Source organism: Alteromonas sp. McT4-15 (assembly GCF_020515205.1).
Taxonomy (GTDB): Bacteria; Pseudomonadota; Gammaproteobacteria; order Enterobacterales; family Alteromonadaceae; genus Alteromonas.
The window spans coordinates 22,640-48,025 of the sequence record NZ_JAJALG010000031.1 but is presented as its reverse complement, the minus strand read 5'-3'; the positions used below and the strand labels follow the sequence as shown (position 1 = coordinate 48,025).

Here is a 25,386-nt window from a genome sequence, read left to right as displayed (position 1 = left end):
AAATGATTTAGTCTTAAGCAAACTAATTATGGCACTGGCTTTCAGCTAACCCACGAAAATGCGGAGGCTAGCATTTCACAGGGAGTCATTGTGTCTAGGTGTTAAAGGAATATGAGCTTCGAAAGATTTCATCAACATCGACATATCGTAGGTGGAAATTCAGTTTGCTTTTCCTACGACCGTTTTAATACTAAATTTGAAGTCAAGGTGGGAGACTCTATTACTTATTCAAAGTACTTGTTATTCTGGCCTAAGCATAAAGCAACCGTCCAAATCGGATCTAGTTCATATAGCCTCTGCTTGTACTCGTTTTTAATATGGGGATCATCTTTAAAAAAAGACAATTCAGTGGTTTTAAAAGAGTTACTTCCAAAACGTCGTAGACGCTCGCTAATACTCTTCGGCTATGGTGTTTTTATTGGTTTACTTCGGGCTGCATTTGTTGTTTTTAAACCGTAGAATCTAACAAAAAACTATAGTCGTTCGCAGCGCTCAACGGGACAATAACACGTAGGCTCAGTCGCTTCGCTCCCATTTAAGCCTTTGTGTTATAGCCTCTTATTTGTGCGTTAACTCGACAGTATGTTCCGACACATTTCAAACTATAAGGATATTAAAATGAATAAAATGATCGGGTTAAGCCTACTTACAATAGGCTGTCTTGTTTCAACAGTGTCTTTGGCCAACCAGCTATCTTCTGATTTTCTAAAAAAGGAAATTGAATTAGCCCACACTCAATACCTAAACGGCTCTCCTGAAAGTGGGCTTTACGCACTTCAAGCCTTAGCAAGAATGCTAGAGTCAGATGGTTCTAGTGCCAGTCTAGGCCCAAATAACTTGTCATTTACTTACCTAAGAATAGGTTTGCTACACGAACAGGCCGGTAGCCAAGCTAAAGCACAAGCGTACTTCGAAAAAGCTTTAAGCGCATATAACGGTGAAGATATTGAAATTGCTCACTTGAAAGAAGCTGTTTCCAAATTAGACGAAAAGCGCAGCTAACAAGATGTTTTAGTTCGTTCGCAAACTCACCGGGGTAATTAGCTGTAGACTCGGTGCCTTGTACAAGTATAGGCAACTTGCTAATTACCCCTAGCTACAGTGCACTTTTTACTATTAACGCAGTAGTGAGGCCGCATGAAAAAATTTTCAATTTATTTAATAGCTATTGTGATCTGCTGTGTTGTGTCTTTGGAAATTGGCATTGAGTTAATAACGCAGATAACGTTGTATACCAATGGCTGGAATTCAAATGAACGACACTTACTTGCTGACGATCTAGGCTTCGGCATTCTGCTTTTTATGGGTTTGCTACCAGAACTTGTATTGGGCTTTGTGTACGGTGTTTTCTTAGGCAAGAAAATAAATAAAAAGGTTACGGTTGCCTGAAACCCATTAAGTGGCAAGCTAAATTAAAATATAAATACTGGGAAACACACATGGAAGTCACCAAGGCAAGTCTGCAACGAGCGGTATCAAGCGGCATAATTTCTCAACATCAAGCAGAGTCTCTTTACCACTTTCTTCAAGCCGACATTTCTCAAACACCTAAATTTAGTTTCACTCATATTCTTTACTACCTCGGTGGGCTCATTGCGATAGGGGCCATGACGTTGTTTATGACATTAGGATGGGAAGAGTTTGGCGGTGCGGGTATCGTATTAATTGCTTGTATTTATGCAATTGTGGGTATCATGCTAGCCAATAGAATGGCTAACAAAAACTTGCCGATCCCCGCAGGAATTTGTGCCACGTTTGTCATATGCATTACACCCATTGCAACCTACGGCATTCAGCAATGGCTGGGTGTGTGGCCTGAAGAGGAGGTGGTGTATAAGCAATATCATTTATATGTGAAGTGGCATTGGTTGTACATAGAACTTGCAACATTGGCGGTTGGTATAGTGCTGGCGTGGTTTTATCGTTACCCCTTCATGGTAATGCCAATTGCAGTGACGTTGTGGTATCTCACAATGGACTTAACGTCAGTGTTAGAACCGAACGGCTACACGTGGGAGCTTCGCTCACTTGTCTCTATGTATTTGGGCTTGCTAATGACGCTACTTGCATTTTGGACTGATATACGTTCTAGAACATCAGCTGATTATGCATTCTGGCTTTATCTATTTGGGGTTATAGCGTTTTGGGGCGGGCTCTCTAGCCAAGACTCAGACAGTGAATGGTCAAAGTTCATGTATTTCACTATCAACATGGTAATGATAGGTGTTGGCGCGTTATTAGTGCGACGAGTATTTGTTATCTTCGGCGGTATTGGATGCTGTATTTATTTGGGGCACTTAGCGTCAAATGTATTTAAGGACAGCTGGTTGTTTCCAATTGCACTTACCGCGATAGGGCTATTAGTCGTATACCTTGGCATTCTGTGGCAAAAGCATGAGTCTGTTATTACGCGAAAAGCGAGGTCAATTATGCCAACAGCGTTACGTGAATTGCTGGATGCCAAACAATAGTGTTCGAATGATTGTGTTTTCTTTATATACATCAAAATGTGGGGCGGTAAATGTTAACACTGCGTAAGGCGAAAGAAGACGATGTGTCGTTCCTGGTTGAACTTCGGCTGTCTACTATGGATGAACACATGATTAATGCCGGTTTAGTGCTATCTGTCGATGAGCACAAAGAGCGCGTGCTTTATCAATATGAGTGTTTCCATTTAGTGCTTGATAACAAGAGTGTCATTGGTGCTGTGAAGTTTTAAGATACAGACTCGTGCCTTTACATACATCAGATACAAGTTATGCCAACGCAGCAAGGCAAAGGCTATGGAAGACAAATAATTAGCCAATTAATACAAAAAACCGCGCAAGCCAAGGTCGAACTTAAAGTGCTTAAACAAAACCCCGCTTTTAGACTCTATACTGCCATCGGTTTTGAAGTAATAGGCGAGGACGAATTTGAATATCACTTACGCAAAGAATTGATGATATAGATGGATATTGTAATTGTTAGTGATATTTTTGGGAAAACGCCTGCGCTTGAAGTACTGGCGGCATCACTTGATGGCAATGTGTTTATTATCGACCCTTATGACGGCATTAACATGCAGTTTGTGAGTGAATCAGAGGCGTACGACCATTTTACTCAACACGTGTCTCTTGATAGCTATCAGGTACTAGTTAGTTCTTTCGTGAACAATCTCTCAGACCCCGTCGTCGTAATTGGTTTTAGCGCTGGAGCATCAGCTGCGTGGTTGGCGTCTGCTAGTTTCGGGCAACATGTTGTTTGTGTTTACGGTGTGTATAGTTCGCAAATAAGGCATCATTTGTGGGTAACGCCAGTGGTGCCAACGTATTTAGTGTTTCCCAAACAGGAGAAACACTTCAACGGTAACACGGTAATGAATGAACTTAAAGGCAAGCCAAATATAACGCTTATTCACACCGCCTATCTTCACGGTTTTATGAACAAGCTATCAGTAAATTTCAATCAGCAAGGCTACGATTGGTTAAAAAGGCTTATTAACCATCATTTGGCAGAGATAAGTTCATTGTAGATGGTTAAGCACATAAATGAAGTAGAACAAGAAGTTGCGGTAAGTTGTACCTAAGTGATCGGTTTTAAGTATCTCGATGGTATAAATCATAGTGCTATGGATGTATATATGTGCAACGCAACGTAAAGGACTTGATATGAATTTCTTATTTAATGTTTTGATGTGGGTCGGCGTGGTGATTTTCGTTATTTTTATCGTGGGTTTCATGGCCGCAGCCAAAATGAATAAGCGACAAGACAGCGCGCGCGACAAAAAATAAAATTTTCATTTTATTTCACCCCTTTTGTATTTTTCCCTCGTTTAGTAGAAAAACGGGAGAAAAAACATGCAAACCATATCAATTACAAACCCGCTACTTCACAGCCAATCGTCATCGCAGTGGTTAACACCAGTAAAAAAAAGCAGGGAAGGCCACCTTGTTGCTGGGGGCTGGTGCCATAGTAACTTCAAGTTTGTTTGTTATGATGGCAGAACTGATAAAGCAGGACCAAGTTCAGGTTACTAGCACGCCAGTAGTTACAATAGACCCAATTATTTACCAAGGTGAAGAAGAGAAAACCATTGTAAGGCCCAAGATAAAGCCAATTGAAAAGGTGATTAAAACGCCGCCGACAAAGATTGAGCCGCTAGAGCCGAACAATAATAGTACGGGAAATGAATACACGTTTAATACAACCGTACCTTCAAACGAATTAAATGTAGAGATTAATCTGAACTCAACCCAAGGCGATATGCAAGCAACGCCACAATTTAGAGTAGACCCAACATATCCAGTGGAAGCAAGCAGAGACGGCATAGAAGGGTGGGTTAAACTAGGGTTCAGTGTTACTGCTAGTGGGTCAGTGACTGACATTAGCATTATTGATTCAAAGCCTTCGAATGTGTTCAACCGAGCAGCTCGCAGAGCATTGAAAAAGTGGAAGTACAAGCCGCAAATAGTGGATGGCAAGCCTGTTGCTCAAACTAACATGGTTGTAGTATTAGATTTCAAGCTAGAACAATAAGGAATAGCCTATGAGTATAGGCGCAAGCTTACAGGGTATTTTTCGACGTTCGATAAGAAGCGTTAATAACAAAGAAAAAAGCGCATCGAATAACGTAGTTAATGTCGATTGTAGTAGTGAACAAAATCAAATTGGTTTAAGCGAGCGTCTTATGCTTCAGTATCGCGATACGGCGAGTGATCAGGCGCTCTCCTCACTGTTTGATTTGCACAGCACAAAGCTGTATTACTTTTTAATGGTAATGTCAGATAAACAAACTGCTGAAGATATCGCGCAGCGAACCTGGATATTGGTTATCGAGAAAAGAGCCAGTTTTACTCATGCAAATAATTTCCAGGCGTGGTTGTTTACTATAGGACGCAGAGCGCTTATTGACGAGTTTAGACGTACTTCAAAAATGACTTATGACAGTGAAGCGATAGACAATACCGCTACCTGTGATAATTCCAGTCAGCAACGAGACTATGATGAAGAGGATTTGGGGCGTTTGTTGTGCCAGTTACCGTACAAGCAAAAAGAAGCACTTTCACTTCAGCTTGAAGGGTTCTCGTTAATGCAAATTAGTGAAATTTGTCGAGTGCCACAGGAAACGGTAAAAACGCGACTGCGCTATGCCCGTGATAACCTTAAATCATTAGTGGAGCGTGCATAATATGTCTATGTCAGATAAAGAACTGCAAGACGCCTACAAGCAAAGTCAGCAGCGTCATGCGATAAATAGCGATATGAAACAGCGTATTTTACAGCACAACGCTTTACACAAAACCCAAAGCGATTGGGGCATAAACATCGAGAAATTTATAGCGTTGTTTGACTCGTCTGCGTTTAAGTTTAGTGCCGTTGCTTTTGCACTGATCGTTATGTTTGGCGTTTACAACGTGGGCAAATGGCAAACACAGCGCATGGATACGCAAGGAACAGGAGACTTGGTGGTAAGTATTGTCAATTACCATGGCTTTGAGGGAGAGGGAGCGCAATACCGCACTGATAAGCATCGCGCTAAGTTTAATACCTACACTCAGAACTACTATGCCAGTCGCAGTTTGGCGCAAGAGGTAAGCGTGCAAGGTGCAACACTTTATGCTGATGATGGCAATTGGTTACTGATAAATTGTAAAGACGAGCAGGTGATTGTTTCCGAAGGTCTCTTGGCGTCATTAAATACGCTAAAACGTATTGAAGGGGATATAAAAATTGGAACGCAAGTCGCTTTAGCGTTTGACGCTCAAGGCAAAATACTGGGTATTCGCCCGGCAACTAAGTCATTGATGTGTTAAAGATAAGAAAAGGAATAACAAGGTGATAGCAAATATCACCTTGTTGCTCTTAGGCTAAGACCGTATTTGGTTAAGCGCTTTTTTTAAATTCGCGACTTGTTGGGCTACAGCCTTTTTGTTTAAGAAGTAACTTGTTAACTGCTGGCGCTTTCGATGCCAAAAGCGGCCAGATTTTTCTACCTTTCTATCAGCTATAGTGCTTTGATACGACAAGTCTTGTGCTACCGGATAGGGAAGTAGCGACAATACATTGACTCCGGTCTCCCAAAAATGCTGTATATCAACGTCAACCGGTCTACCGAAAGACTCAGATGACTGCAGCAATTTTTTGGCTGCCTCTTTTGTAATAGCAGATGCAGCGCAACCTGTCATTGGCTTAGTGTGAACCGCTAGGTTAAATTCATGACTAACCTTGAAACTAAAGGCTTCTTTTCGTTGACGATCTTAATAAGCTGATAATTTTATGACGTCCCAGTCAATGGGTAAATTACTAAGTGTGTTTATAGCAAGGTTTAAGTCACCAACCAGTTTAATGTCATCTTCTAACACAATGCCATAAGGTGCATCGCCCGACGCAATTTTCTCCCACGCTTTACGGTGACTTAAATAGCAGCCTATCTCGCAGTCAGACAGTGCGTGATGGTACTGCTCATGGTTTAACGATGTACTGTAATGTTTTTGCTTTTCCGCTTCAGATAGATCATTACCATACACTGCTGAGAGACGCGTAAGTGTTAGATTTTGTTCGTTTAATCGACTTGTGCAGTTGTTTAAACGTTCTGTGCATTTATCCAAATTGATAAGAAAAATAAGCGGTTGTGAATTGGCTTCACTCATATGAGTTCCGTTTTTATTATTGTAATACTCAAAGTTATCGTTCATGGAAAAGTGTTCTGCGCTGCTTTTGCCGATGTACTACTTTTCTAAATCATGGGCTCTAAATGCATTGGGCAGTAGTTCCCCAATGGTGGTTTCGTGAACTTCACCACTTTGAGTAACCATGGTTACTTGCGTTTCATCGGGGGCAAATTCTGCTATTTTTTGTCGGCAACCACCGCAAGGAAAGCAAAAATCTTCATTTGGGCTTGCAATTACAATGTGACTAATGCGTTTGTGACCATTGCTAACCATATTTCCAATAGCTGTTGCTTCGGCACACTGACCTAATGGGAACGCTGCGCTTTCTACATTACAGCCGGAAAAAACGTCGCCCGTTGGGGTAATAAGCGCTGCGCCAACTTTAAAGTTAGAGTAGGGCGAGTGGGAATTTTTTTGGGCTTCAAATGCGAGTTGAGAAAGTGTGTTAATATTATTTTTTGTCATAGCTACCTTGTGAACCACCTATTACGCTTTACTTTTATCATTAAATGCGAGAAGGTTGGCGGCATTCGAGCCGCGACACGCGTATACTTTGTAGTCAGGCGGTTTTTCTTTTTCTATAGAATACATTTTTTACCATGTGCAGAAACGTTAGTCTCATCTTTTTTTCCTTATTTGTAGCTATTTTGACCGGTTGTGCGCAAACACCGTCAATTGCCGAGCGTCCCCAAATGGGGAACTTGCTTTTAGCTGAACCAGCACCCATAAATCCCCGTTCAGAAATGGCAATTGCGCGCTACAATCAGGTATTGATGAGCCCGGCGCTTTCAGATACAGACAAGGCTGAACTGCATTTTCAACGAGGCATGCTGTATGACAGTGTAGGGCTCTCTGGATTGGCTCAGTTCGATTACACCCAAGCAATCAATCTTAAGCCCGATTTAGCAGAAGCGTATAATTCGATAGGCATACATTACATTCAGCAAAACGACTTCATTCAGGCGTATGAAGCGTTTGACTCTACTTTAGAGATTAATCCAGATTACGACTTCGCCTTTTTAAATCGCGGTATTGCGTTGTATTACGGCGGTCGCTCTGAACTGGCAACTTCTGATCTAGACACGTTTTTTTCCAAAGATGAAACCGACCCGTTTAGAGCACTATGGGCTTACTTTGCGCATCACGACATGTCAGATGAAATGGGAATGACATACCTTGCTACGGTTCGTCCTTCTCTTGATAACGAACATTGGGCAACCAGTATTGTGGATTTGTTCTTAGGTACTGTTGATGAAAATACGGTACTAAACTCGCTGCTTGATGGGGTCAGAAGTCAAAAAGGGCTAACAGACAGGTTGTGCGAAGCCTATTTCTATTTGGGCAAATATCATTCTCAAATGGGTAACAGAGGGATCGCGTCTAACTACTTCAAATTGGCCCTTAGCACTAACGTGTATGACTATGTTGAACATCGCTATGCTAGATTAGAGCTTAATCGTCTTCGTGAGCAAGCAAAAGACGTGTCTAGCGACGACGAGTAAGCTTTAAGTCTTATGCGTGGTTTAGTATTGGCAGTTTTAGCACTGCTCATTGTTGCGGGGGATAGCGGTCGCTATGCCCCGCAATTAGTTTCTAATGGCTTAAGTGTTTTTGAGCCCCATGATGCTATTGAAAGCAGCACACTCAAACATAGCGCTGGTCATGTCAATGCCGCCTTATCACTATTGTGGGATGCATCTAATCAGGGAAATGAAAACGCCCAACAAGCCTTCCTTAATTTATTCAACAACGCATTCGAAAGCGATTTCTCAAACGGCACGGTAGAAAAAGATACCGCGACATATTGGCTTGAAAAGCTAGTAAAAATTGAAAATGCCGATGCGGCGTGGTTGTTGTATCAGATTTTAGGTGAAGAAGGTGCGTCGGAGCGTTTTATGCGCCTGGCGGCGATTGGTGACGTAGCGGAAGCGCAGCTCGCGTTCGCAATGTCGAGCGAATCACCCGTAAAGCGTGAAAAATGGTTGGTGCGTGCAGCGTCGCAAGGCTATGTCCCTGCACAGGCGGCACTGGCCGACTGGTATTTACTGCACGGTCAGCAAGAGCTAGCTAAACCGTTACTTGAAGCTACCGCAACACTCGATATGCAAAGCGCGTTTAAATACGGTCGCTTGTTGTGGGGTGAAGGCGCATACGCCGAAGCTAAAGTGCATATAACGCGAGCCGCAACACTTGGTCATGCACAAGCTAAACGAGCCGTGCATGTAATAGAAAACTACAAACCCATATCTACAGATGAAGCAACCCGATATTCTTGGCAGCGAGCAAGCGCCAGTTCTAAGGCTTGCTTACAGCGAATTCAGCCGTTTGCGACGAGTTTAGCCACTATTATTCGCGCAGACTCGATATATGCAGATTTCACGAAAGACAACAGGCTAGATAACTTATCGTTGTGCGTGGCACCGCCTATCTGGTTAGCGCAAAACGTACTCGATTGCGACAAAAACTATAAAAGCAGTGGTGTATTAGGTTGTGATATTACGCCTTTGGCAACCATGGCGAAAACGCGAGAATTCAGTCACGCTGTGGTTTTTGCAGAGCAAGGTAAAGCCAATGTGCAAAATGGTGTTATGTATCTTGATATTAGTGATGCTTACTCGGTTTTTGTTCATGAGTTAGCGCATTTTGCTGGCTTTGCTGATGAATATCCAATGGGTAGACGCATGGCTAGTCGTTTGTGTGACGCACGTCAGATTGAGGATTTTGCGCCGCCAAATGTCGTTGTTGATAGCGAGTATTGGTATGCACCGCACAACACCGTGGCTAATTGGCTTGAGATCGATCCTGCTACTATCATAGCACCAGCCAAAACATGTCTAGCAAGTGGTAAACAAGCTTACAAGCCTAGCCGACGTATTACGTTTATGGAGCACCACGACAGTGGAGTAATACCACCGCTATACATTGTGCTTTGGGAGCAACAACTCAATAAGCAAAATGTGCAGCGTCCCATCTCGATGAACTTCTTTCAAGCTTTCCACAAAAGTGGCAATCAAGTGGAAGCGGCGCATTGGCTTTCAGAGTATGAAGCATACGTAAATGGTAGCCAAGCGGGCGATGAGACGGCAGATGCTGATTGAGTCCGCTTGAGGCTGTTGAACAAGGTCTTCTACATTAAGTGTGCAGTACTAAATGCTTTTACAGAAAGCACCAAAAGTTAGCGCTGCTGATGTAATGTTGGTTTTAATTCGTTTACCCATATCGCCGTTGCGCCGCATATGGCGACCGGCATCACAATGAAATTCACCACCGGGATAAGTGAAAAAACATTTACCATCATCCCAAATGTCATCGCCTTACCTTTGTGCTGGCCAAGGTGTAAGCGCATTTTAGTGAAATCAACCTTATGATTGTCATAGGGGTAATCGCAGTATTGTATTGCCATCATCCATGCGTTAAAAAGAAACCACAGTATCTGGCCGATAACAGGCAAAAAGAAAAATAACAGTAAAAAGCCAATTGCCCGAGGCAAATACCAAACGAGTTTGGTGAGCTCTCTGCCAATGGTTCTGGGAATATCTTTCACCAGCGCCATCACTCCCTCGTCACCTAAATCTTGGCCTGTAAGGTGCCGCTCGACTTTTTCTGAAAGCACACCATTGAATGGGGCTGCTATCCAATTGGCTAGCGTGCCGAATATCAGCGCGAAAATGAGTAACACACTGATGACAGCAAGGGGCCAGAGAAAGAAACTGATGGCGGTTTTTACCCAACCCAACCATTCAGGCACAAGATCTATCACGTAGGCGATAGCTAATTCAATTTGACCAAACAGAAAATAAAACGCTAACGAAAACAGGATCAGATTGATGGCAAGCGGCACAAAAACAAAACGCTTCAGGCCTTTTGTCTTAATCAATGAAAAGCCTTCGAAAAAATAATGTACACCACCTTGACTCATGTGCTCTCCCTACAAAGAATTGGTTAGTTATTGGGTGCTTTTTATCCCATTTTACGTTGACTGCGTCAGACACTGAAATGGTAATTGTTACAAGCTGTTAGATTTGGTACAGTCAAACGCATAATAACAAAAGATTAACCCCCGTGATTGTATCATTTTCAATTCGTTACCGAACACGCAGAGAAGCAAACGCTTATTTGTTAAGGCGGGTTTGTGCGACTTAAAAAGATCAAATTGGCTGGCTTCAAATCCTTCGTCGAGCCAACTTCAATTCCTTTTCCTGGTGAAATGACCGCTATTGTCGGCCCAAATGGCTGTGGCAAGTCCAATGTGATCGACGCTGTGCGTTGGGTACTTGGTGAGAGTTCTGCAAAGAATTTGCGCGGCGATGCTATGACAGACGTTATTTTTAATGGCTCATCTTCTCGCAAACCGGTTGGACAGTGCAGTGTGGAGTTGGTATTTGATAATAGCGCGGGGCGAATAGCTGGTGAGTTTGCCAACTATAGTGAGTTGTCGGTGAAGCGTCTTGTTACACGCGACGCGCAATCTACTTATTTCCTAAATGGCACAAAATGTCGTCGTCGTGATGTGACAGATTTGTTTTTAGGTACGGGCCTTGGCCCTCGTTCTTATGCCATCATAGAACAAGGCATGATATCGCGACTTATAGAGTCTAAACCGCAAGAATTACGCGTGTTCATTGAAGAAGCGGCGGGTATTTCAAAGTATAAAGAACGGCGTCGCGAGACTGAGAATCGCATAAAGCATACCCATGACAACTTAGAGCGTTTAAACGATGTTCGCGATGAACTTGGTAAACAATTAGAGAAACTTCAGCGTCAAGCAGCAGCAGCAACTCGGTATAAAACGCTACGCGCTCAGGCCAGAGAGCTTAAGGGACAATTAGCGGCTATTCGTTTTTTGAAAAACAGCGAACATATAGAGGCGCTACAAAAGCAGCAAAGCGCTCTTCAGTTAGAAGTCGATGGGTTAGTAGCCCGCTTACAGGGTGATGAAGCTGGATTAGAACAATATAAAACCAAGCAAGTTGAAACTAAGCAAGCCATCGATGATCTGCAACAACAGTTGTTCAATACTGGTACCGCAATCACTCGCTTAGAGCAAAATGCACTGCATGCAAAGCAACGCAAAAGCCAGATTGAACAAGAACTAGCAAGAGTTGATGAACAGCAGCAACTACTTAATGACTCTCTTAAAGAAGCGACAGAGGCGTTAGCGGTATCGCGTGCTGAGTTAGACAATATTGAGCCGGAACTGGAATTAAAAACTGCTGAACTTGAGCATGCAAGAGAGCGGTTTGAGGATGCAGAGCAAGAACTTCGAGAGTTTAACAGCCAAGCCCGCGACCAAGAGCAGGCGTATCATCAGCTAAAAAGTAACGTGCAACAATGCCATAGCCAAATTCAATCAACCATGAGCATGCAGCTACGTACATCTCAGCGAATAGGTGAGTTACAAGAAGAGCGCAATCAGCTAAATGAAGAAGATATCGAAGGCGACATTGAGCTTCTCGAAGAACAGTTCAATGAAGCTGAGTTGCAGGTTTTGGCCCAACAAGAGGCCGTCAGTAAGAAAACAGATTCCCTTGCGTTACAGACCGAACTGGTTAAATCGCTTGAGAAAAACGCATTGGCCACACAGGGTGAATATCAGACCGCTCAATCCACCATTAAGGCCTTAAAAACTCTGCAACTTGATGCAGCACAACAAGACGATGTGCGCTTAGATAATGTAGAAAGGCTATGGCAAAGTATTAATTCACCGTCGCATCTCGCACCTTGTGTTGAAGCAATTCTTACACATTTACATCAACCTTATGTGAGTGCGGTTCATTCGGCAGGTGATTTGCTTTCGCATTTAACTGCTTTGCCAAGTGGAAGTCGTGTTTATGCGCAAAGCGCTTTTATCACTGAAGCACAGCCAGAAACCCTTGCGCATGCGCTACTAGAACATAATGCGTCTGTCCCTGCATTTTTTGATGAAATTGCCCTTTGTGAAAATGATGAAGCACTTGCTCAAGTCATCGAAGGAGGACTTGAAAGTACAAGTATTTCCGGCGCGCCAACATGTAAAAGTGCGATTTCGCTTACCGGGCTTTGGGCAAGCACACAGTGGGTAGTAAGACCGGGTGCACTAAATGACGGTGTACTTCAGCGTAGCAATAAAATTGCCTTGCTTGAGTCTGAATTAGCAGAGTTAGAAACGCAAAAAGAAGACATTGAACAACAGCTTGATAGTGCAAAAGCTGCGCTTAAGCAATGTGAAGAGCAAAGAGGGGCTGTTCTACGTACACTTAGTAATGCTGAGAACGGGCGCGATCAACTTCGCAACAAGCTTTCGCTTTTACAGATGCAGCGACAACAGCAATCTCAAAGAGCGCATAAAATTGATGAGGAACTCGAAAAGCAAAATGCACTATTAGCCAAAGAAGAAACGCAACTCGCACAACTTTCAGAAAAGCTGGAGTTTCAGGAAGCGCAAATATTAGAGCACGAAGTACACATTGACGAAGTCAATGATAAGCGCGAATACAAAGAGCGGCAAGTCGTTGAATTACGTGCTTTGGTAGAATCATTAACCACTAAAAATCATGAGCTTGCACTTAAAAAGCAACAATTAGAAAACCATCAGAATCTTTATGGTCAACAGGTTACGCGTAACAAGCAGCAGCGGGAAGAATACGCCAATGCCAAGATTCGTCTTACACAAGAACTTGCACAAATAACTTCACCGCAAGAAATGCAGGATGCTGAGTTGCAAGCAATGCTAGAAGCTAAAGCTGAGCTTGAACAACGTAAAAGCGAGCAGCAAATTGTGCTTGAAGATATTGAGCAATGGCTTAGAGAGGCAGAGAAAGGCCATCAATCATTAGGTAAAGATATACAAGCAAGACAAACCAATATCGACAAACTCAATATTGATATTGAAGGTTACCGCGTTAGAGCGAATACCATTTTAGAGCAGCTAGATGAAACGCAACAGTCGCTTAAGTCAATTTTAGAAACACTGCCCGAACATGCAGAAGAGAAACAGTGGCAAGAAGATTTAGAAAAGACACAGTCAAGTTTGCAACGTTTAGGTGCAGTAAACCTAGCTGCAGTGGAAGAGTTTGAAACGCAATCAGAGCGCAAGTCTCATCTTGATACGCAACACAACGATTTAACTGTGGCACTTGAAACGCTTCAATCGGCTATACGCAAAATAGATAAAGAAACGCGCACGCGGTTTTCAAGTACATTTGAACAGGTGAATGAAGACCTAAAAGCATTGTTTCCAAAAGTATTTGGTGGTGGCTCTGCGTATTTAGCGTTAACCGATGATGACTTGTTAGAAACAGGTGTTACCATCATGGCAAGACCACCTGGTAAGAAAAATAGCACTATTCACCTTTTAAGCGGTGGAGAAAAAGCATTAACCGCTTTATCATTGGTATTTGCTATTTTTAGATTAAATCCAGCGCCATTTTGTCTGTTGGATGAAGTAGATGCACCATTGGATGATGCAAATGTAGGGCGCTTTTGTAACTTGGTGTCAGAAATGTCACAAACAGTGCAGTTTATTTATATCACCCACAATAAAATAGCGATGGAGATGGCAAGCCATCTTACCGGTGTCACAATGGCGGAACCAGGCGTTTCGCGCATGGTCGCGGTAGATGTCGACGAGGCTGTAGCCTTCGCAGAAGCATAACAAAGGGCGAAAGAAATTAAATGGAAGATGAATTACGTCTATTTTTACTCCTTGGCGGTACCGTTTTTATCATTGGTGTTCTCGCCCACGGTATTTGGAAAATTCGCAAAAACAGCAAACCAGAAGAAAAAACGCGTTTAGAGCCTAGGCAATGGCAAGAGGATGACGTGTCTTCTGAACAAGGTAATAGCGAAGGATTTGATGAGTTAGGCCTTGGTGAGGTACGTGTTGTAAATCGCACACCTGCAAGTGAAGTGTCGTATGACAACGACGAGCTTGTAGAAAGTGATATCGAAAATGTTGAGAAAGACAGCGATAATGCAACGATAAAAGAAGGGGCAGAAGGGCAAGCCGTTTCAAAAAACAGCGGCGGCGATGATAGTCAATTGCACAGTGAGGATGAAAGCGATGTGCAGGCGAAACCCACTCCTGAACCAAGCCCTGAACCTAAATTGTACGGTTCTGTCGTATCTAACCCTAAGCCACATATGGCGGGTAACGCACGAAACGTAAACGATGTGGGGTCTTCTTCTAGTAATGTTGCAGAATTTCCAGAGCCGCCAGGGTTCCTGCTAAAAGAAGGTATTGACGAAGAGACACAAGAATCTCGTAGTGCTGGTGCCCCAGAAGAGGGTGATTCGCGTCAAGAGCCCAAACTTTATGTAGATCCAACATCGCAGGCAAGCGTTGACGAACAGAGCGATGCACAAGTACGCGAAGTTGCCGACTTTAGCTTAGATGCACCACAGCAACCAGAACGTGTTGAGTTAGAAACACCTGATAGCCATCAAAAGCGTTTTTCTCGAACAAAGCGCACCAAGCCTGCATCGCGTAAGCGTGAAGAGCCTAATTTTGGTGACGATCAAATGCGCATCGATTTCGATGAAAGTGGTCAGGATGCATTTAGTGCAAGTGATGATACAGATTCGAATAAACCACCTCAGGCTAACATCGAACCAGAGGTGTTAGTGTTGAATGTGCGTGCGCCAGAAGATGCGCCAATTGCCGGAGCAGCGTTGTTACCAATGCTTTTAACACTTGGGTTTAAATTTGGCGATCAAGATATCTTCCATCGACATGTAAACTCAAATGGTAAAGGCCCCGTTTTGTTTAGCTTAGCTAATATGTTTAAGCCGGGTGTATTTGATATCGACAACTTGGAGAATTTTGAAACTCAAGGTGTGTCGTTATTTATGATTTTGCCTATTGAGGGTGATCCACACCAAGTGTTCAACATGATGCATAACGCTGCCCGTAAACTAGCAGACGAGTTTAATGCACAAGTACTTGATGGGCGCCGCAGTGTACTTACCAAGCAAGGGCTTCAACAGTACGTTGAAAAAATACGTGAATTTGAACGCAAGCGGATGATTGCGCGTAGTTAAACCTATAGGTAAACACGCTCAAACAGTAACGAACCTTGCTGTTAGCCGCGCGTTATCCTTTTATCATCAAAGGGACGTAGCACGATACCGAACGGAGGACTTGGCTTAGCCAGGTCCTTTTTAGTTTACTAACGACCACAGTAAACTAAAGAAAGTGAAGCGCTTGTGTGACCAACGTATTCACTATTTATTTTATCTTTAAAAACCAATTAGCGTGAAAGAGACTCCATGTCTGATAATTTAGAACAAGCTAAGCAGCAAGTAGCTGCGCTGCGCAAAACCATTAATGACTACAACTATCAGTACTATGTGCTGGATGACCCAACAGTGCCTGATGCGGTTTATGACCGCGATATGCAAACGTTAATTGCGCTTGAAAAACAGTATCCAGAACTTCAAAGCCCCAATTCACCTAGTCAGAAGGTTGGCGGCGAGGCACTTTCGGCATTCGAGCAAGTGTCGCATGAAGTGCCGATGCTATCGTTAGACAATGCGTTTGATGAAGCATCGTTATTAGCGTTTGAAAAAAGGGTAAAAGATAGATTAAAAGACACATCTACGCTCACGTTTGGTTGTGAACCCAAACTAGACGGTCTCGCGGTAAGTATTCTATATGAAGATGGAGAATTAGTGCGTGCAGCCACGCGTGGTGACGGTCAGGTTGGCGAGAACATTACGGCTAATGTTAGAACAATAATGAACGTACCGCTTACGCTTCGCGGCGATAGCTACCCTCAACGCGTTGAGGTGCGTGGTGAAGTCTTCATGCCTCGTGAAGGGTTTGAAAAGCTTAATGCGTATCAGCGAGAAAGTGGCGGCAAAGTATTTGCGAACCCGAGGAATGCCGCTGCAGGAAGTCTTCGTCAACTCGACTCTAAAATTACTGCCAAAAGACCGTTAATGTTCTATGCCTATTCTCTTGGTGTAGTACAACCAGAGTCTTTCGAATTACCTGAAACCCACAGTGAACGTCTTGCACAACTCGGTGGATGGGGATTGCCACTGTGTCCAGAAATGGATATTGCGCAAGGCGGTGAAGGATGTCTGTCTTACTACAACCGCATTTTAGACGTTCGCGATAACTTACCTTATGACATCGATGGCGTTGTATTTAAAGTTAATCGCATTGACCTACAACGTCGACTTGGTTTTGTCGCACGTGCACCACGCTGGGCGATAGCTCAAAAATTTCCTGCTCAGGAAGAGGTTACTCGGTTACTAGATGTTGAGTTTCAAGTAGGTCGTACTGGTGCTATTACCCCTGTTGCTCGATTGGAACCGGTGTTTGTCGGTGGTGTTACTGTCTCAAACGCAACCCTTCACAACCAAGATGAGATAAACCGACTAGGTGTGAAAGTGGGCGATACTGTTGTCATTCGTCGTGCGGGTGATGTGATCCCACAAGTTGTATCAGTGGTTGAAGCAAAACGCACGGGCGATGAGACCCAGATAGTATTTCCGGTTCAATGTCCGGTTTGTGACTCAACTGTAGAGAAATTAGAAGATGAAGCTGTAGCGCGCTGCACAGGCGGGCTTATTTGTGCAGCTCAGCGTAAACAGGCGCTTAAGCACTTCGCATCTCGTAAAGCATTCGACATTGATGGCTTGGGCGACAAACTGGTCGATCAACTGGTTGATGCAGACCTTGTGCATAGTCCGGCAGATTTCTTTACCTTATCGTTAGGTGAACTCATTGGCCTTGAAAGAATGGCTGAGAAGTCAGCCAGTAAGTTGTTGGCATCACTAGAAAGAGCCAAAACCACAACGTTAGCCAAGTTTCTCTATGCTTTAGGTATTAGGGAAGTGGGAGAGGCGACCGCTGCTAATCTTGCCGCGCATTTTGAAACACTCGATGCCATTCGCGAAGCTTCATTAGAGGCATTAGTCGATGTGCAAGATGTAGGTGAGGTCGTTGCTGCTCATATTTTCAATTTCTTCAATGAAAGCCATAATACGGATGTGATAGACGCACTACTTCGAGAAGGTGTGAATTGGCCAGCCATTGAAAAACCGAATGCTGACAATTTACCACTAGTAGGCAAAACCTGTGTTATCACAGGTACACTCAGTGAAATGGGCCGCTCTGATGCAAAAGCGCGCTTGCAATTGTTGGGTGCGAAAGTCGCAGGCTCGGTAAGTAAGAATACCGATTTTTTAGTGGCAGGTGAAAAAGCAGGCTCTAAGCTGACCAAAGCACAAGAATTAGACGTTGAAGTGTGGGATGAAGCGGCGTTATTGGCCTTTCTTTCAGAACATGAGCGTTAATTAGGTTCGCTATTTAGAGCGAGTCAGTTTAATCAAAAAAAGCGTATCATTTTTAATGGTACGCTTTTTTTATTTTCGTTTTTATATTTTTATTTATTGGGCTGTTTTCATACGCAGTTGTCTTCTGCGTTCCCACGCCTTTCTTACTTGGAATCGCCACACCCAGTTAAGTGAAAAATAGCCTAATAGACCAAAAAATACTGAGCAAATTCCACACCCGACAAGAAATGCTGGGCCGATGGTGTTAATGCTTTCTACCACCCACTGCCAACTGAATTGGAATTCAAAATGTTCAGGTTTGGTCCCAAGTACAGTAGTGCCGACCTTGTAGGCCCCATAGAATATTGGAGGAATAGTAAAGGGGTTTGTTACCCACACGGTTGCAACAGATAAGGGTAAATTAACGCGAAATGGAATTGCCATACCTGCTGACAGCCACATTTGAAAAGGTACCGGCCAAAAGGCAAAAAATAGTCCAATACCAAAGGCGCCAGCTGCCGAACGACGATTGAGATGCCATAAATTGGGTTCGTGGAGTACGCTTCCGAAAATCTTTAAGGCTTTGTTTTGCTTAATGCTTTGGTGATCTGGCAAAAAGCGGCGAATAAATTTTTTAGGCATAAATCTCAATGCATATCGACGATAAAAACAAAAAGGCATTCAACACAATTCCTGTGTTTCTGCCCACATAATTACCTATTGCTACGTAACAACATGAGTAATCGTATCACAATTTGGCTTACTTGTTTTTGCGCTAGCGCAATCAGTGCAGTGTTTTGGCCGTCATTGCCCAGTCAAGCGAGTATGGCCGTTTTGCTGGCGATAATCGTGATCCTTAGTGCAATATTAATATGTAAAACACGCTGCAACTACCTGTCTGGATATCTACACCGGCTTGCGTTGCCATACTTAATAGCGCACGGGGTGTTGGCAGGAGTGCTATGGCTGGCGAGTGTAGGGCATTTACACTACGCTTGGCAACTGCCAACAAGTAAAATTCAACAAGATGTCACAATTTTTGCGCGGGTATTGAGCGGTGGGTGCATACTAAATACCAATGGCAAAGCGAATGCATTATCAGCTGAACATAAAACTCACGCTTACACAGTCGAATTAATACGCATAGAGCGTCAGTCACCAATTCAATTTATTTTTGGTGGTAAGGCTCCATATACAGTTAAGAAATTTACAACACCAAGGGCTCGCTTAACCCAATCTTTCATTACTTACGATGGCGACGCGCATACTATAGACACTGTTAAGTGCCTACAAGACAACGATGTATTTTCTGCTCGGGTTAAACTAAAACCCGCCTACGGGGTGTTAAACCCAGTGGGATTTAACCAGCAACAAATGCTCGCGAGTCAGAACATTCATTTCACTGGCTATATAAAAAAGGGTAGTGTTGAGGTTGTGATCTCATCTCCTTCAATTAGGCGAACGCTTGCAAGCGCGTTAGTGTCGCTAGAGCTTGTGAACACCAAATGGTGGTTAGCACTATTACTAGGAATAAGAAACGAGTTACTGCCTGAAGATTGGACTATGCTTCAACACACAGGAACAGGGCACTTATTTAGTATTTCGGGTATGCATTTAGGCGTTATTGCCGCGAGTACATTTTTACTCTGTCATGTTGCCGTATTTTTGCTTAAATGGCTTCACACGACCATTACTAACCTGCTGCGTCGAAGCATTGATGTTGGCGAGTTAAATCTGACTTCACATCTCATTGCAACAGAAAAGACCAACAAAGTAAGCCACGTAGTTGCGCCTATTCGAGTCGTTGTTATTTTTATCGTTCTATTGTGCGCGTTTGGGTATACGTGCTTAAGTGGGATGTCACTACCTGTTGTCAGGGCGTTCGTATTGGTCTGTATTGTTGCGGCATTTTCCACGTTCAAATGGTCTGTGCGGCCCGTTCATGTCGGACTTGTCATGGTGGCAATGTCGATTGTACTTTTCCCTTTGAGCATATTAAGCGCAAGTTTTTACTTAAGCATCTTTGCTGTATTGGTTATTTGGTATGTGGTCGTACGGTTTAACCTTTCCGCAAAGCCGCGATATGTTGCCGCTTTTCAACTGCAATTTATTTTATCCATAGTGATGGTGCCGTTTACGGTATTGTGGTTTGAAAGTGCGAGTATTATCAGCATAGTGGCAAACTTGGTCGCTGTGCCTGTTATTACATGCTTGCTACCACTTTGTCTTTTAGCGCTTATTGCAGTGGCGGTTACCCAATATACTCACCCCAGTATTATTCATCCAGCCCAACAGATTTTATTGTATGCTGACCAGTGTCTATCTTACTTGCTTGAACTATTACGTTGGCTATCAGCACAACATTTTGCATTTGTTAACGTCACCTTTTCGACGCCACAAGCATGGTGTTGTGTGTTGTTGACAGCGATAGTCTTAGCGCCACACTTTCGTTTTAAAACTGTCTACGTTGTTGTACTTGCTTTTTCGCTGTTGTCTCGTTTTTTTCCCACACACCCATCCATGTGGCAGCTACATGTACTTGATGCTGGACAGGCCTCGGCAATAGTAATAACAAAGGGCAAAAGGGCGGTAGTGATAGACTCAGGTGCATCTTTCAATGGCAACGCAAGAACGGCTGAAAATGTACTTTTACCATTACTTGATCAATACAACATTAATGCAATCGATCATGTAGTGCATACCCACAGCGACAACGACCATGCTGGAGGGCATCAAGTTATTAAGCGAGCGCTTGTCGCAAGAAATGCCATATACTATTCACCGCGTACGGGTTGTGAGCGCGGAAAAGTTATTTATTGGCAATCGCTAACAATAAGGTTTTTATGGCCGCTACCCGGGAATCAAGAAGACTCTAATGCTCAGTCCTGTGTGGTGCGTATCAGTGATAACCGTAACCATGTGTTAATAGCAGGTGATATAGAGCGCGCATCAGAATACGCGCTTTTGACCTTGCAAAAAGCATCACAGACTTTGCCATTACTTAAGGCCAATGTACTCGTTGCTCCTCATCACGGTAGCAACACATCTTCTACCGATGTATTTATAAAAGCTGTTTCACCAAATGTGGTTATTTTTACTCAAGGCTATGAAAATAGATGGGCATTCCCAGATGAAAACGTGGTGACGCGCTACCGCGATAATGATGTATCACAGTACTTAACCAGTACGCATGGGTATATAAACGTTGAATTTGATAGCCACGATAGTGCGCTTTGTCAAAGCAAGAGCGATAACGTCCATTGTGTCAGTAGATGGGCCATAGAAACCCAAAGAACGCACAGACAAAAGCGATGGTATTTACCGGCTTATCATCCAAGTCACCTTTCTTTGTTATCTTTAAAATCAGATTAAGTGACCCCACTTACTCACATCGGCAATTTATTCTTTCAACTAGCTACATAACCCAGACGCGCTTACATAGTAATTAGCAAGGGAATATTACCGCGTTAGTATTCATTGACGAAAGATATCGATGCCATGGTGAAACTATAAGCAATTTTGTTGCTATATTAGTGAATTAGCGTTTTTACGAGTACAATAGCCGTGTACTGCTTGTTGTCATTTTGTATTACAGATGGTTACTAACAATGACAGCGGGCCACACGCACCACGTGGTCGTGCACAAGATTAAACAGGTTAAAAATTCATGCAGCAAGCCGACAATTCGGACTTACAAATTAAACGCTTTTTAGAATATCTAAAAGCGTACAAGATGCCTTTCTTATGTGCCATTATCGGCATGATCGGCTATTCAGCAGTTGATACTTTTGTGTTTGCACAGTTGCAACCGATGATTGATGAATCGTTAGGTAAGAATGACCACGAATACCTACGTCTTGCGGCCTATGCCATTGTGCCGTTATTTCTACTGCGCGGCTTTTTCAATTTTATGGGAAGTTACACCCTTAGCTGGATTGGTGCGCAGGTAGTGATGCGTATGCGTCAGCAATTATTTGATAAATACATTCACTTGCCCGTTGCGTTTCACGACAACCACGCAGTAGGTGGATTAATTAGTAAAGTGACTTACGATACCGAACAAGTGGCAAACGCCTCTGGAAAGGCGCTATTGACCTTAGTGCGAGAAGGCGCATTAGTGATCGGACTTTTGTGTGTTATGTTTTATTACTCGTGGCAACTGTCATTGATCTTTCTTTTAATCGGACCTCTTGTCGCAATTATTGTTTCCTTTGTTAGCAAACGATTTCGCGTTGTCAGCAAAAACATTCAGCAATCTATGGGCAACCTGACTTCGTCCGTCGAGCAAGCGGTGAGAGGACATAAAGTTGTCATTATGTTTGGTGGCCAAGAGATTGAACGTGAGCGATTTAAACAAAAGAATAATCACAATCGCCAGCAGACTATGAAGCTGAATGTCACCTCTATCTTAAGTGTTTCTTCTATCCAAGTTATTGCCTCTATTGCGCTAGCTGTAGTGCTTTATATCGCAAGTACGCCAGGTATGCTTGAAGAACTGACCGCGGGTGTGTTCATAAACGTTGTGTTTTGTATGGTTATGCTACTTAAACCGCTAAAACAATTGACGACTATCAACAATCAGTTCCAAAAAGGTATGGCAGCATGCGCGAGTATTTTTGAGATACTTGATGAGCACGATGAAGAGGATAAAGGTCAACAGACCTTTACGCGTGCCAAAGGTCATATTGAGTTTGATGATGTTACCTTTTCATACCCGGGTAAACAGAGTCCAGCGTTAAGCAACGTTACCTTTAATGCCAAACCGGGCCAATCGATCGCATTAGTAGGGCGCTCTGGTAGCGGCAAGTCGACAATTTCGTCGTTGTTAACGCGCTTTTATGTGCCGCAGCAGGGGGAAATTCGACTTGATGGCGCTGCGCTGAACAGCATAGATCTTAAATCGTTAAGAGCACAGTTTGCCGTAGTGTCTCAAAATGTCACTTTGTTTAACGATAGCATCGCAAATAATATCGCCTACGGTGCCAAACAACATGTTTCAAGAGAACAAATCGAAGAGGCGGCTAAAATGGCACACGTGGAAGAGTTCTTAGCCAATCTTCCCGACGGCCTAGATACGGTAATTGGCGAGAACGGCCTTATGTTATCGGGTGGTCAGCGCCAACGTATAGCCATTGCACGCGCTATTTTGGCACAGGCGCCAATACTCATTCTGGATGAGGCCACATCTGCCCTTGATACGGAGTCGGAGCGACTTATTCAAGATGCCCTAGAGACACTACAAAAGCGTTGTACCAGTATTGTCGTTGCGCACCGCTTATCGACTATTGAAAATGCTGATTGCATTATGGTGGTTGAACAGGGGCGAATTATTGAACAAGGCAAACATGGCGAGTTACTTGAAAAAGGTGGCCATTACGCACAGTTACACGCGTTACAATTTGGTGAGGCTAAGTGACAGACAAGCGCGAACAAACCGTTCACGATAAATGGTACAACGGTCATGCGCTAGTGTGGTTGCTAGCGCCATTGGCGTTGCTGTTTATCTTTTTGTCTGGCGTGCGTCGACTACTTTTTAAAAGCGGTATTAAAAAGCGCTTCAAGGCATCGGTACCTGTCATTGTGGTAGGCAACATTTCAGTTGGTGGTAACGGAAAAACGCCGGTAGTACTTGCACTGGCTGAGTACTACAAAAGTCGCGGTTTGAAAGTAGGGATTTTAAGTCGAGGTTATGGTGCTAAATCGCCGCAGTACCCTCGCGTGGTAACACATAACGACCCTGCTAATGAAGTGGGTGACGAGCCTCGTTTACTAGCAGGCCGCAGTGGTTGTATTGTTGTTATCGATCCCGTTCGTTCGCGCGGTGCAGCAGTGTTACAAAATGAATGTGGCTGCGACCTGATAATATGCGATGACGGGCTGCAACATTACGCATTACATCGTGATGTAGAGCTAGTAGTAATGGATGAACGGCTTGTAGGTAGTGGTTATTTGCTGCCTATGGGCCCGCTACGAGAAGGGCAGTGGCGTCTCGCTAACGTTGATGCCATTGTGCACAATGCCCGCTCTCTGCCTTCATTTGACCAGTCGGTATCGCCACAATTTTTAATGTCACTCGAACCAAGTGATTTTGTGAACGTCGCAGATAGTGATAAAACAGCGACCAGAAATGAAATAAATACACAAACCTGCAAGGCGATGGCGGGAATAGGCGACCCAAAGCGATTTTTCAATCAGTTAAAAGCAATGGGGATTACGTTAAACGAAGAACGTGCATTAGCCGACCATTTTGCTTTTTCAAGTAGTGACATACCATCAGGTAGAGTGCTTATGACTGAAAAAGATGCGGTTAAAGCAAGGGCGTTTGCTCATGATGATTGCTGGTATTTGCCAGTTACAGCCCGATTGTCTCCCGACTTTTACCAATTAGTAGACGCAAAACTGTTACGCGCAGGTTTAGCGTTAGACAATAACCAATAAGGAATAATAATGGCTTTTGATAAAAAGTTGCTAGAGGTACTTGCGTGCCCTGTATGTAAGGGAAAGCTGGTTCTAGACGATAATAACAACACATTGATCTGCCGATTTGACCGTTTAGCCTATGATATTAAAGATGGTATTCCGGTATTAATTGAAAGCAAAGCCAGCACGTTGTCTTTAGATGACGTAGACGCTACTCGATAGGTACAACTATGTCTTTTACTGTTGTCATTCCCGCACGATTCGGCTCAAGTCGTTTCCCAGGTAAGCCATTAGCCGTGATTAATGGCAAACCCATGATACAGCATGTGGTGGAAAGGGCTGAACAAGCGGGTGCCGATAAGATTATTGTCGCCACTGATGATTCGCGTATTCAGAATGCGGTGAGCGAGTTTGCAAGTGTGTGTATGACATCACCTGATCATCAATCAGGTACAGAGCGCATTGCCGAAGTGTTGCAAAAAGAAAAGGTGGCACCGGCGAGTATCGTCGTTAATGTGCAAGGAGATGAACCTTTTATTCCCGCACAAAACATCAAACAAGTGGCTGATAATTTGGCGAGAGCATCTCAGTGCCAAATGGCAACGCTATCGACGCCGATAAATGACGCACAAGACGTGTTTAATCCTAATATTGTTAAGGTTATTGTAAACAGCCTTGGTGAGTCTATTTATTTTTCACGTTCGCCAATACCTTTTGAGCGAGACAGAATGATGGCTGAACCAACGTCGGCAAATACAGCGTTATATCAACGACATATTGGCATTTATGCGTATCGCGCTCAGTATGTGCAGCAATATGTTGACTACGCACCCAGTGCATTGGAACAAATAGAGTCATTGGAGCAGCTACGCGCTATTTGGTATGGCGATAAAATTCATTGTGAAACTGCGATAGCGCCACCTCCAATTGGAATTGATACACCTGAAGATCTAGAGCGTCTTCTCAGCACTATAAATTAACAAAGCGTAATGTTGGTTTTTGGCCATTTTTTAAAAGGGCAAAGACCGGCTTAAACGAGTAACAAGGGAAT

Annotated in this window: 25 protein-coding genes; 20 read left to right on the top strand and 5 right to left on the bottom strand. The window is 43.5% G+C overall.

The annotated features are described in order from the left end of the window. Positions 1 to 618 precede the first annotated feature (618 nt). The 10 genes from LHL20_RS16985 (at position 619) to LHL20_RS16945 (ending at position 5,795) form a co-directional block, all read left to right on the top strand. Positions 619 to 1,002 carry a hypothetical protein gene (locus LHL20_RS16985; protein ID WP_226434150.1) on the top strand — a complete coding sequence of 128 codons (384 nt, stop codon included), beginning with the start codon at positions 619 to 621 and terminating at the stop codon, positions 1,000 to 1,002. A 135-nt stretch (positions 1,003 to 1,137) separates the two neighbouring features. Beyond that, the gene (locus tag LHL20_RS16980) at positions 1,138 to 1,389 is read left to right on the top strand and encodes a hypothetical protein (RefSeq protein WP_226434149.1); all 252 of its coding nucleotides are present in this window, start codon (positions 1,138 to 1,140) and stop codon (positions 1,387 to 1,389) included. Between the two features lie 50 nt (positions 1,390 to 1,439). After that, entirely contained in the window at positions 1,440 to 2,471 is a 1,032-nt protein-coding gene (locus LHL20_RS16975; protein WP_226434148.1) for a DUF2157 domain-containing protein, read from the top strand. 50 nt (positions 2,472 to 2,521) lie between these two features. Beyond that, positions 2,522 to 2,719: a hypothetical protein gene (locus tag LHL20_RS16970; protein ID WP_226434147.1), complete on the top strand. Its 198-nt coding sequence runs from the start codon at positions 2,522 to 2,524 to the stop codon at positions 2,717 to 2,719. A gap of 21 nt (positions 2,720 to 2,740) precedes the next feature. Next, positions 2,741 to 2,950 (top strand): GNAT family N-acetyltransferase, encoded by a 210-nt coding sequence (locus tag LHL20_RS16965; protein ID WP_226434151.1) that lies wholly within the window; start codon positions 2,741 to 2,743, stop codon positions 2,948 to 2,950. Beyond that, entirely contained in the window at positions 2,951 to 3,514 is a 564-nt protein-coding gene (locus tag LHL20_RS16960) for a hypothetical protein (protein WP_226434146.1), read from the top strand. 136 nt (positions 3,515 to 3,650) lie between these two features. Beyond that, complete coding sequence (locus LHL20_RS21105) at positions 3,651 to 3,773, top strand: hypothetical protein (RefSeq protein ID WP_264180978.1); 123 nt, start codon at positions 3,651 to 3,653, stop codon at positions 3,771 to 3,773. Between the two features lie 202 nt (positions 3,774 to 3,975). After that, entirely contained in the window at positions 3,976 to 4,518 is a 543-nt protein-coding gene (locus LHL20_RS16955) for an energy transducer TonB (RefSeq protein WP_226434145.1), read from the top strand. A 10-nt stretch (positions 4,519 to 4,528) separates the two neighbouring features. Then, positions 4,529 to 5,170 (top strand): RNA polymerase sigma factor, encoded by a 642-nt coding sequence (locus tag LHL20_RS16950; protein ID WP_226434144.1) that lies wholly within the window; start codon positions 4,529 to 4,531, stop codon positions 5,168 to 5,170. 1 nt (position 5,171) lies between these two features. Further along, positions 5,172 to 5,795: a hypothetical protein gene (locus LHL20_RS16945; protein ID WP_226434143.1), complete on the top strand. Its 624-nt coding sequence runs from the start codon at positions 5,172 to 5,174 to the stop codon at positions 5,793 to 5,795. A 54-nt stretch (positions 5,796 to 5,849) separates the two neighbouring features. On the opposite strand, the gene LHL20_RS16940 is transcribed toward LHL20_RS16945, so the two are convergent. From LHL20_RS16940 to cdd, 3 genes are all read right to left on the bottom strand, one after another. Beyond that, entirely contained in the window at positions 5,850 to 6,167 is a 318-nt protein-coding gene (locus LHL20_RS16940; RefSeq protein WP_226434142.1) for a hypothetical protein, read from the bottom strand. Between the two features lie 72 nt (positions 6,168 to 6,239). After that, positions 6,240 to 6,632 (bottom strand): glycosyltransferase family 25 protein, encoded by a 393-nt coding sequence (locus LHL20_RS16935; RefSeq protein WP_226434141.1) that lies wholly within the window; start codon positions 6,630 to 6,632, stop codon positions 6,240 to 6,242. A 78-nt stretch (positions 6,633 to 6,710) separates the two neighbouring features. After that, the gene (gene cdd, locus LHL20_RS16930; protein WP_159624278.1) at positions 6,711 to 7,118 is read right to left on the bottom strand and encodes a cytidine deaminase; all 408 of its coding nucleotides are present in this window, start codon (positions 7,116 to 7,118) and stop codon (positions 6,711 to 6,713) included. A 134-nt stretch (positions 7,119 to 7,252) separates the two neighbouring features. Here cdd and nlpI point away from each other — a divergent pair, with 134 nt between their 5' ends. After that, on the top strand, positions 7,253 to 8,155 hold the full coding sequence (gene nlpI, locus LHL20_RS16925) for a lipoprotein NlpI (protein WP_226434140.1): 903 nt from the start codon (positions 7,253 to 7,255) through the stop codon (positions 8,153 to 8,155). A 12-nt stretch (positions 8,156 to 8,167) separates the two neighbouring features. Beyond that, complete coding sequence (locus LHL20_RS16920) at positions 8,168 to 9,751, top strand: sel1 repeat family protein (protein WP_226434139.1); 1,584 nt, start codon at positions 8,168 to 8,170, stop codon at positions 9,749 to 9,751. 77 nt (positions 9,752 to 9,828) lie between these two features. Here the strand turns inward: LHL20_RS16920 and cysZ are convergent, their stop codons facing one another. Next, on the bottom strand, positions 9,829 to 10,572 hold the full coding sequence (cysZ, locus tag LHL20_RS16915; protein WP_226434138.1) for a sulfate transporter CysZ: 744 nt from the start codon (positions 10,570 to 10,572) through the stop codon (positions 9,829 to 9,831). 213 nt (positions 10,573 to 10,785) lie between these two features. Here cysZ and smc point away from each other — a divergent pair, with 213 nt between their 5' ends. The 3 genes from smc to ligA all read left to right on the top strand — a co-directional run bounded on the left by smc (position 10,786) and on the right by ligA (position 17,936). Then, positions 10,786 to 14,286, top strand: a complete 3,501-nt coding sequence (gene smc / locus LHL20_RS16910) for a chromosome segregation protein SMC (protein ID WP_226434137.1) — start codon at positions 10,786 to 10,788, stop codon at positions 14,284 to 14,286. A 20-nt stretch (positions 14,287 to 14,306) separates the two neighbouring features. Continuing rightward, entirely contained in the window at positions 14,307 to 15,671 is a 1,365-nt protein-coding gene (gene zipA / locus LHL20_RS16905; protein WP_226434136.1) for a cell division protein ZipA, read from the top strand. 228 nt (positions 15,672 to 15,899) lie between these two features. Further along, positions 15,900 to 17,936, top strand: coding sequence for an NAD-dependent DNA ligase LigA (ligA, locus tag LHL20_RS16900; RefSeq protein ID WP_226434135.1), 2,037 nt, complete (start codon positions 15,900 to 15,902; stop codon positions 17,934 to 17,936). 93 nt (positions 17,937 to 18,029) lie between these two features. On the opposite strand, the gene LHL20_RS16895 is transcribed toward ligA, so the two are convergent. Further along, positions 18,030 to 18,557 (bottom strand): DUF2062 domain-containing protein, encoded by a 528-nt coding sequence (locus tag LHL20_RS16895; protein WP_159624292.1) that lies wholly within the window; start codon positions 18,555 to 18,557, stop codon positions 18,030 to 18,032. A gap of 93 nt (positions 18,558 to 18,650) precedes the next feature. Between LHL20_RS16895 and LHL20_RS16890 the strand changes: the two genes are divergently transcribed. The 5 genes from LHL20_RS16890 (at position 18,651) to kdsB (ending at position 25,315) form a co-directional block, all read left to right on the top strand. Then, on the top strand, positions 18,651 to 21,287 hold the full coding sequence (locus LHL20_RS16890; RefSeq protein ID WP_226434134.1) for a DNA internalization-related competence protein ComEC/Rec2: 2,637 nt from the start codon (positions 18,651 to 18,653) through the stop codon (positions 21,285 to 21,287). 295 nt (positions 21,288 to 21,582) lie between these two features. Then, positions 21,583 to 23,331: a lipid A export permease/ATP-binding protein MsbA gene (gene msbA, locus LHL20_RS16885; protein ID WP_226434133.1), complete on the top strand. Its 1,749-nt coding sequence runs from the start codon at positions 21,583 to 21,585 to the stop codon at positions 23,329 to 23,331. Continuing rightward, on the top strand, positions 23,328 to 24,353 hold the full coding sequence (gene lpxK, locus LHL20_RS16880; RefSeq protein ID WP_226434132.1) for a tetraacyldisaccharide 4'-kinase: 1,026 nt from the start codon (positions 23,328 to 23,330) through the stop codon (positions 24,351 to 24,353). The genes msbA and lpxK overlap by 4 nt, the downstream gene beginning before the upstream one ends. A gap of 9 nt (positions 24,354 to 24,362) precedes the next feature. Continuing rightward, positions 24,363 to 24,557: a Trm112 family protein gene (locus LHL20_RS16875; RefSeq protein WP_159624300.1), complete on the top strand. Its 195-nt coding sequence runs from the start codon at positions 24,363 to 24,365 to the stop codon at positions 24,555 to 24,557. Positions 24,558 to 24,565: 8 nt separating this feature from the next. Further along, entirely contained in the window at positions 24,566 to 25,315 is a 750-nt protein-coding gene (gene kdsB / locus LHL20_RS16870; RefSeq protein ID WP_226434131.1) for a 3-deoxy-manno-octulosonate cytidylyltransferase, read from the top strand. Positions 25,316 to 25,386: the final 71 nt, after the last annotated feature.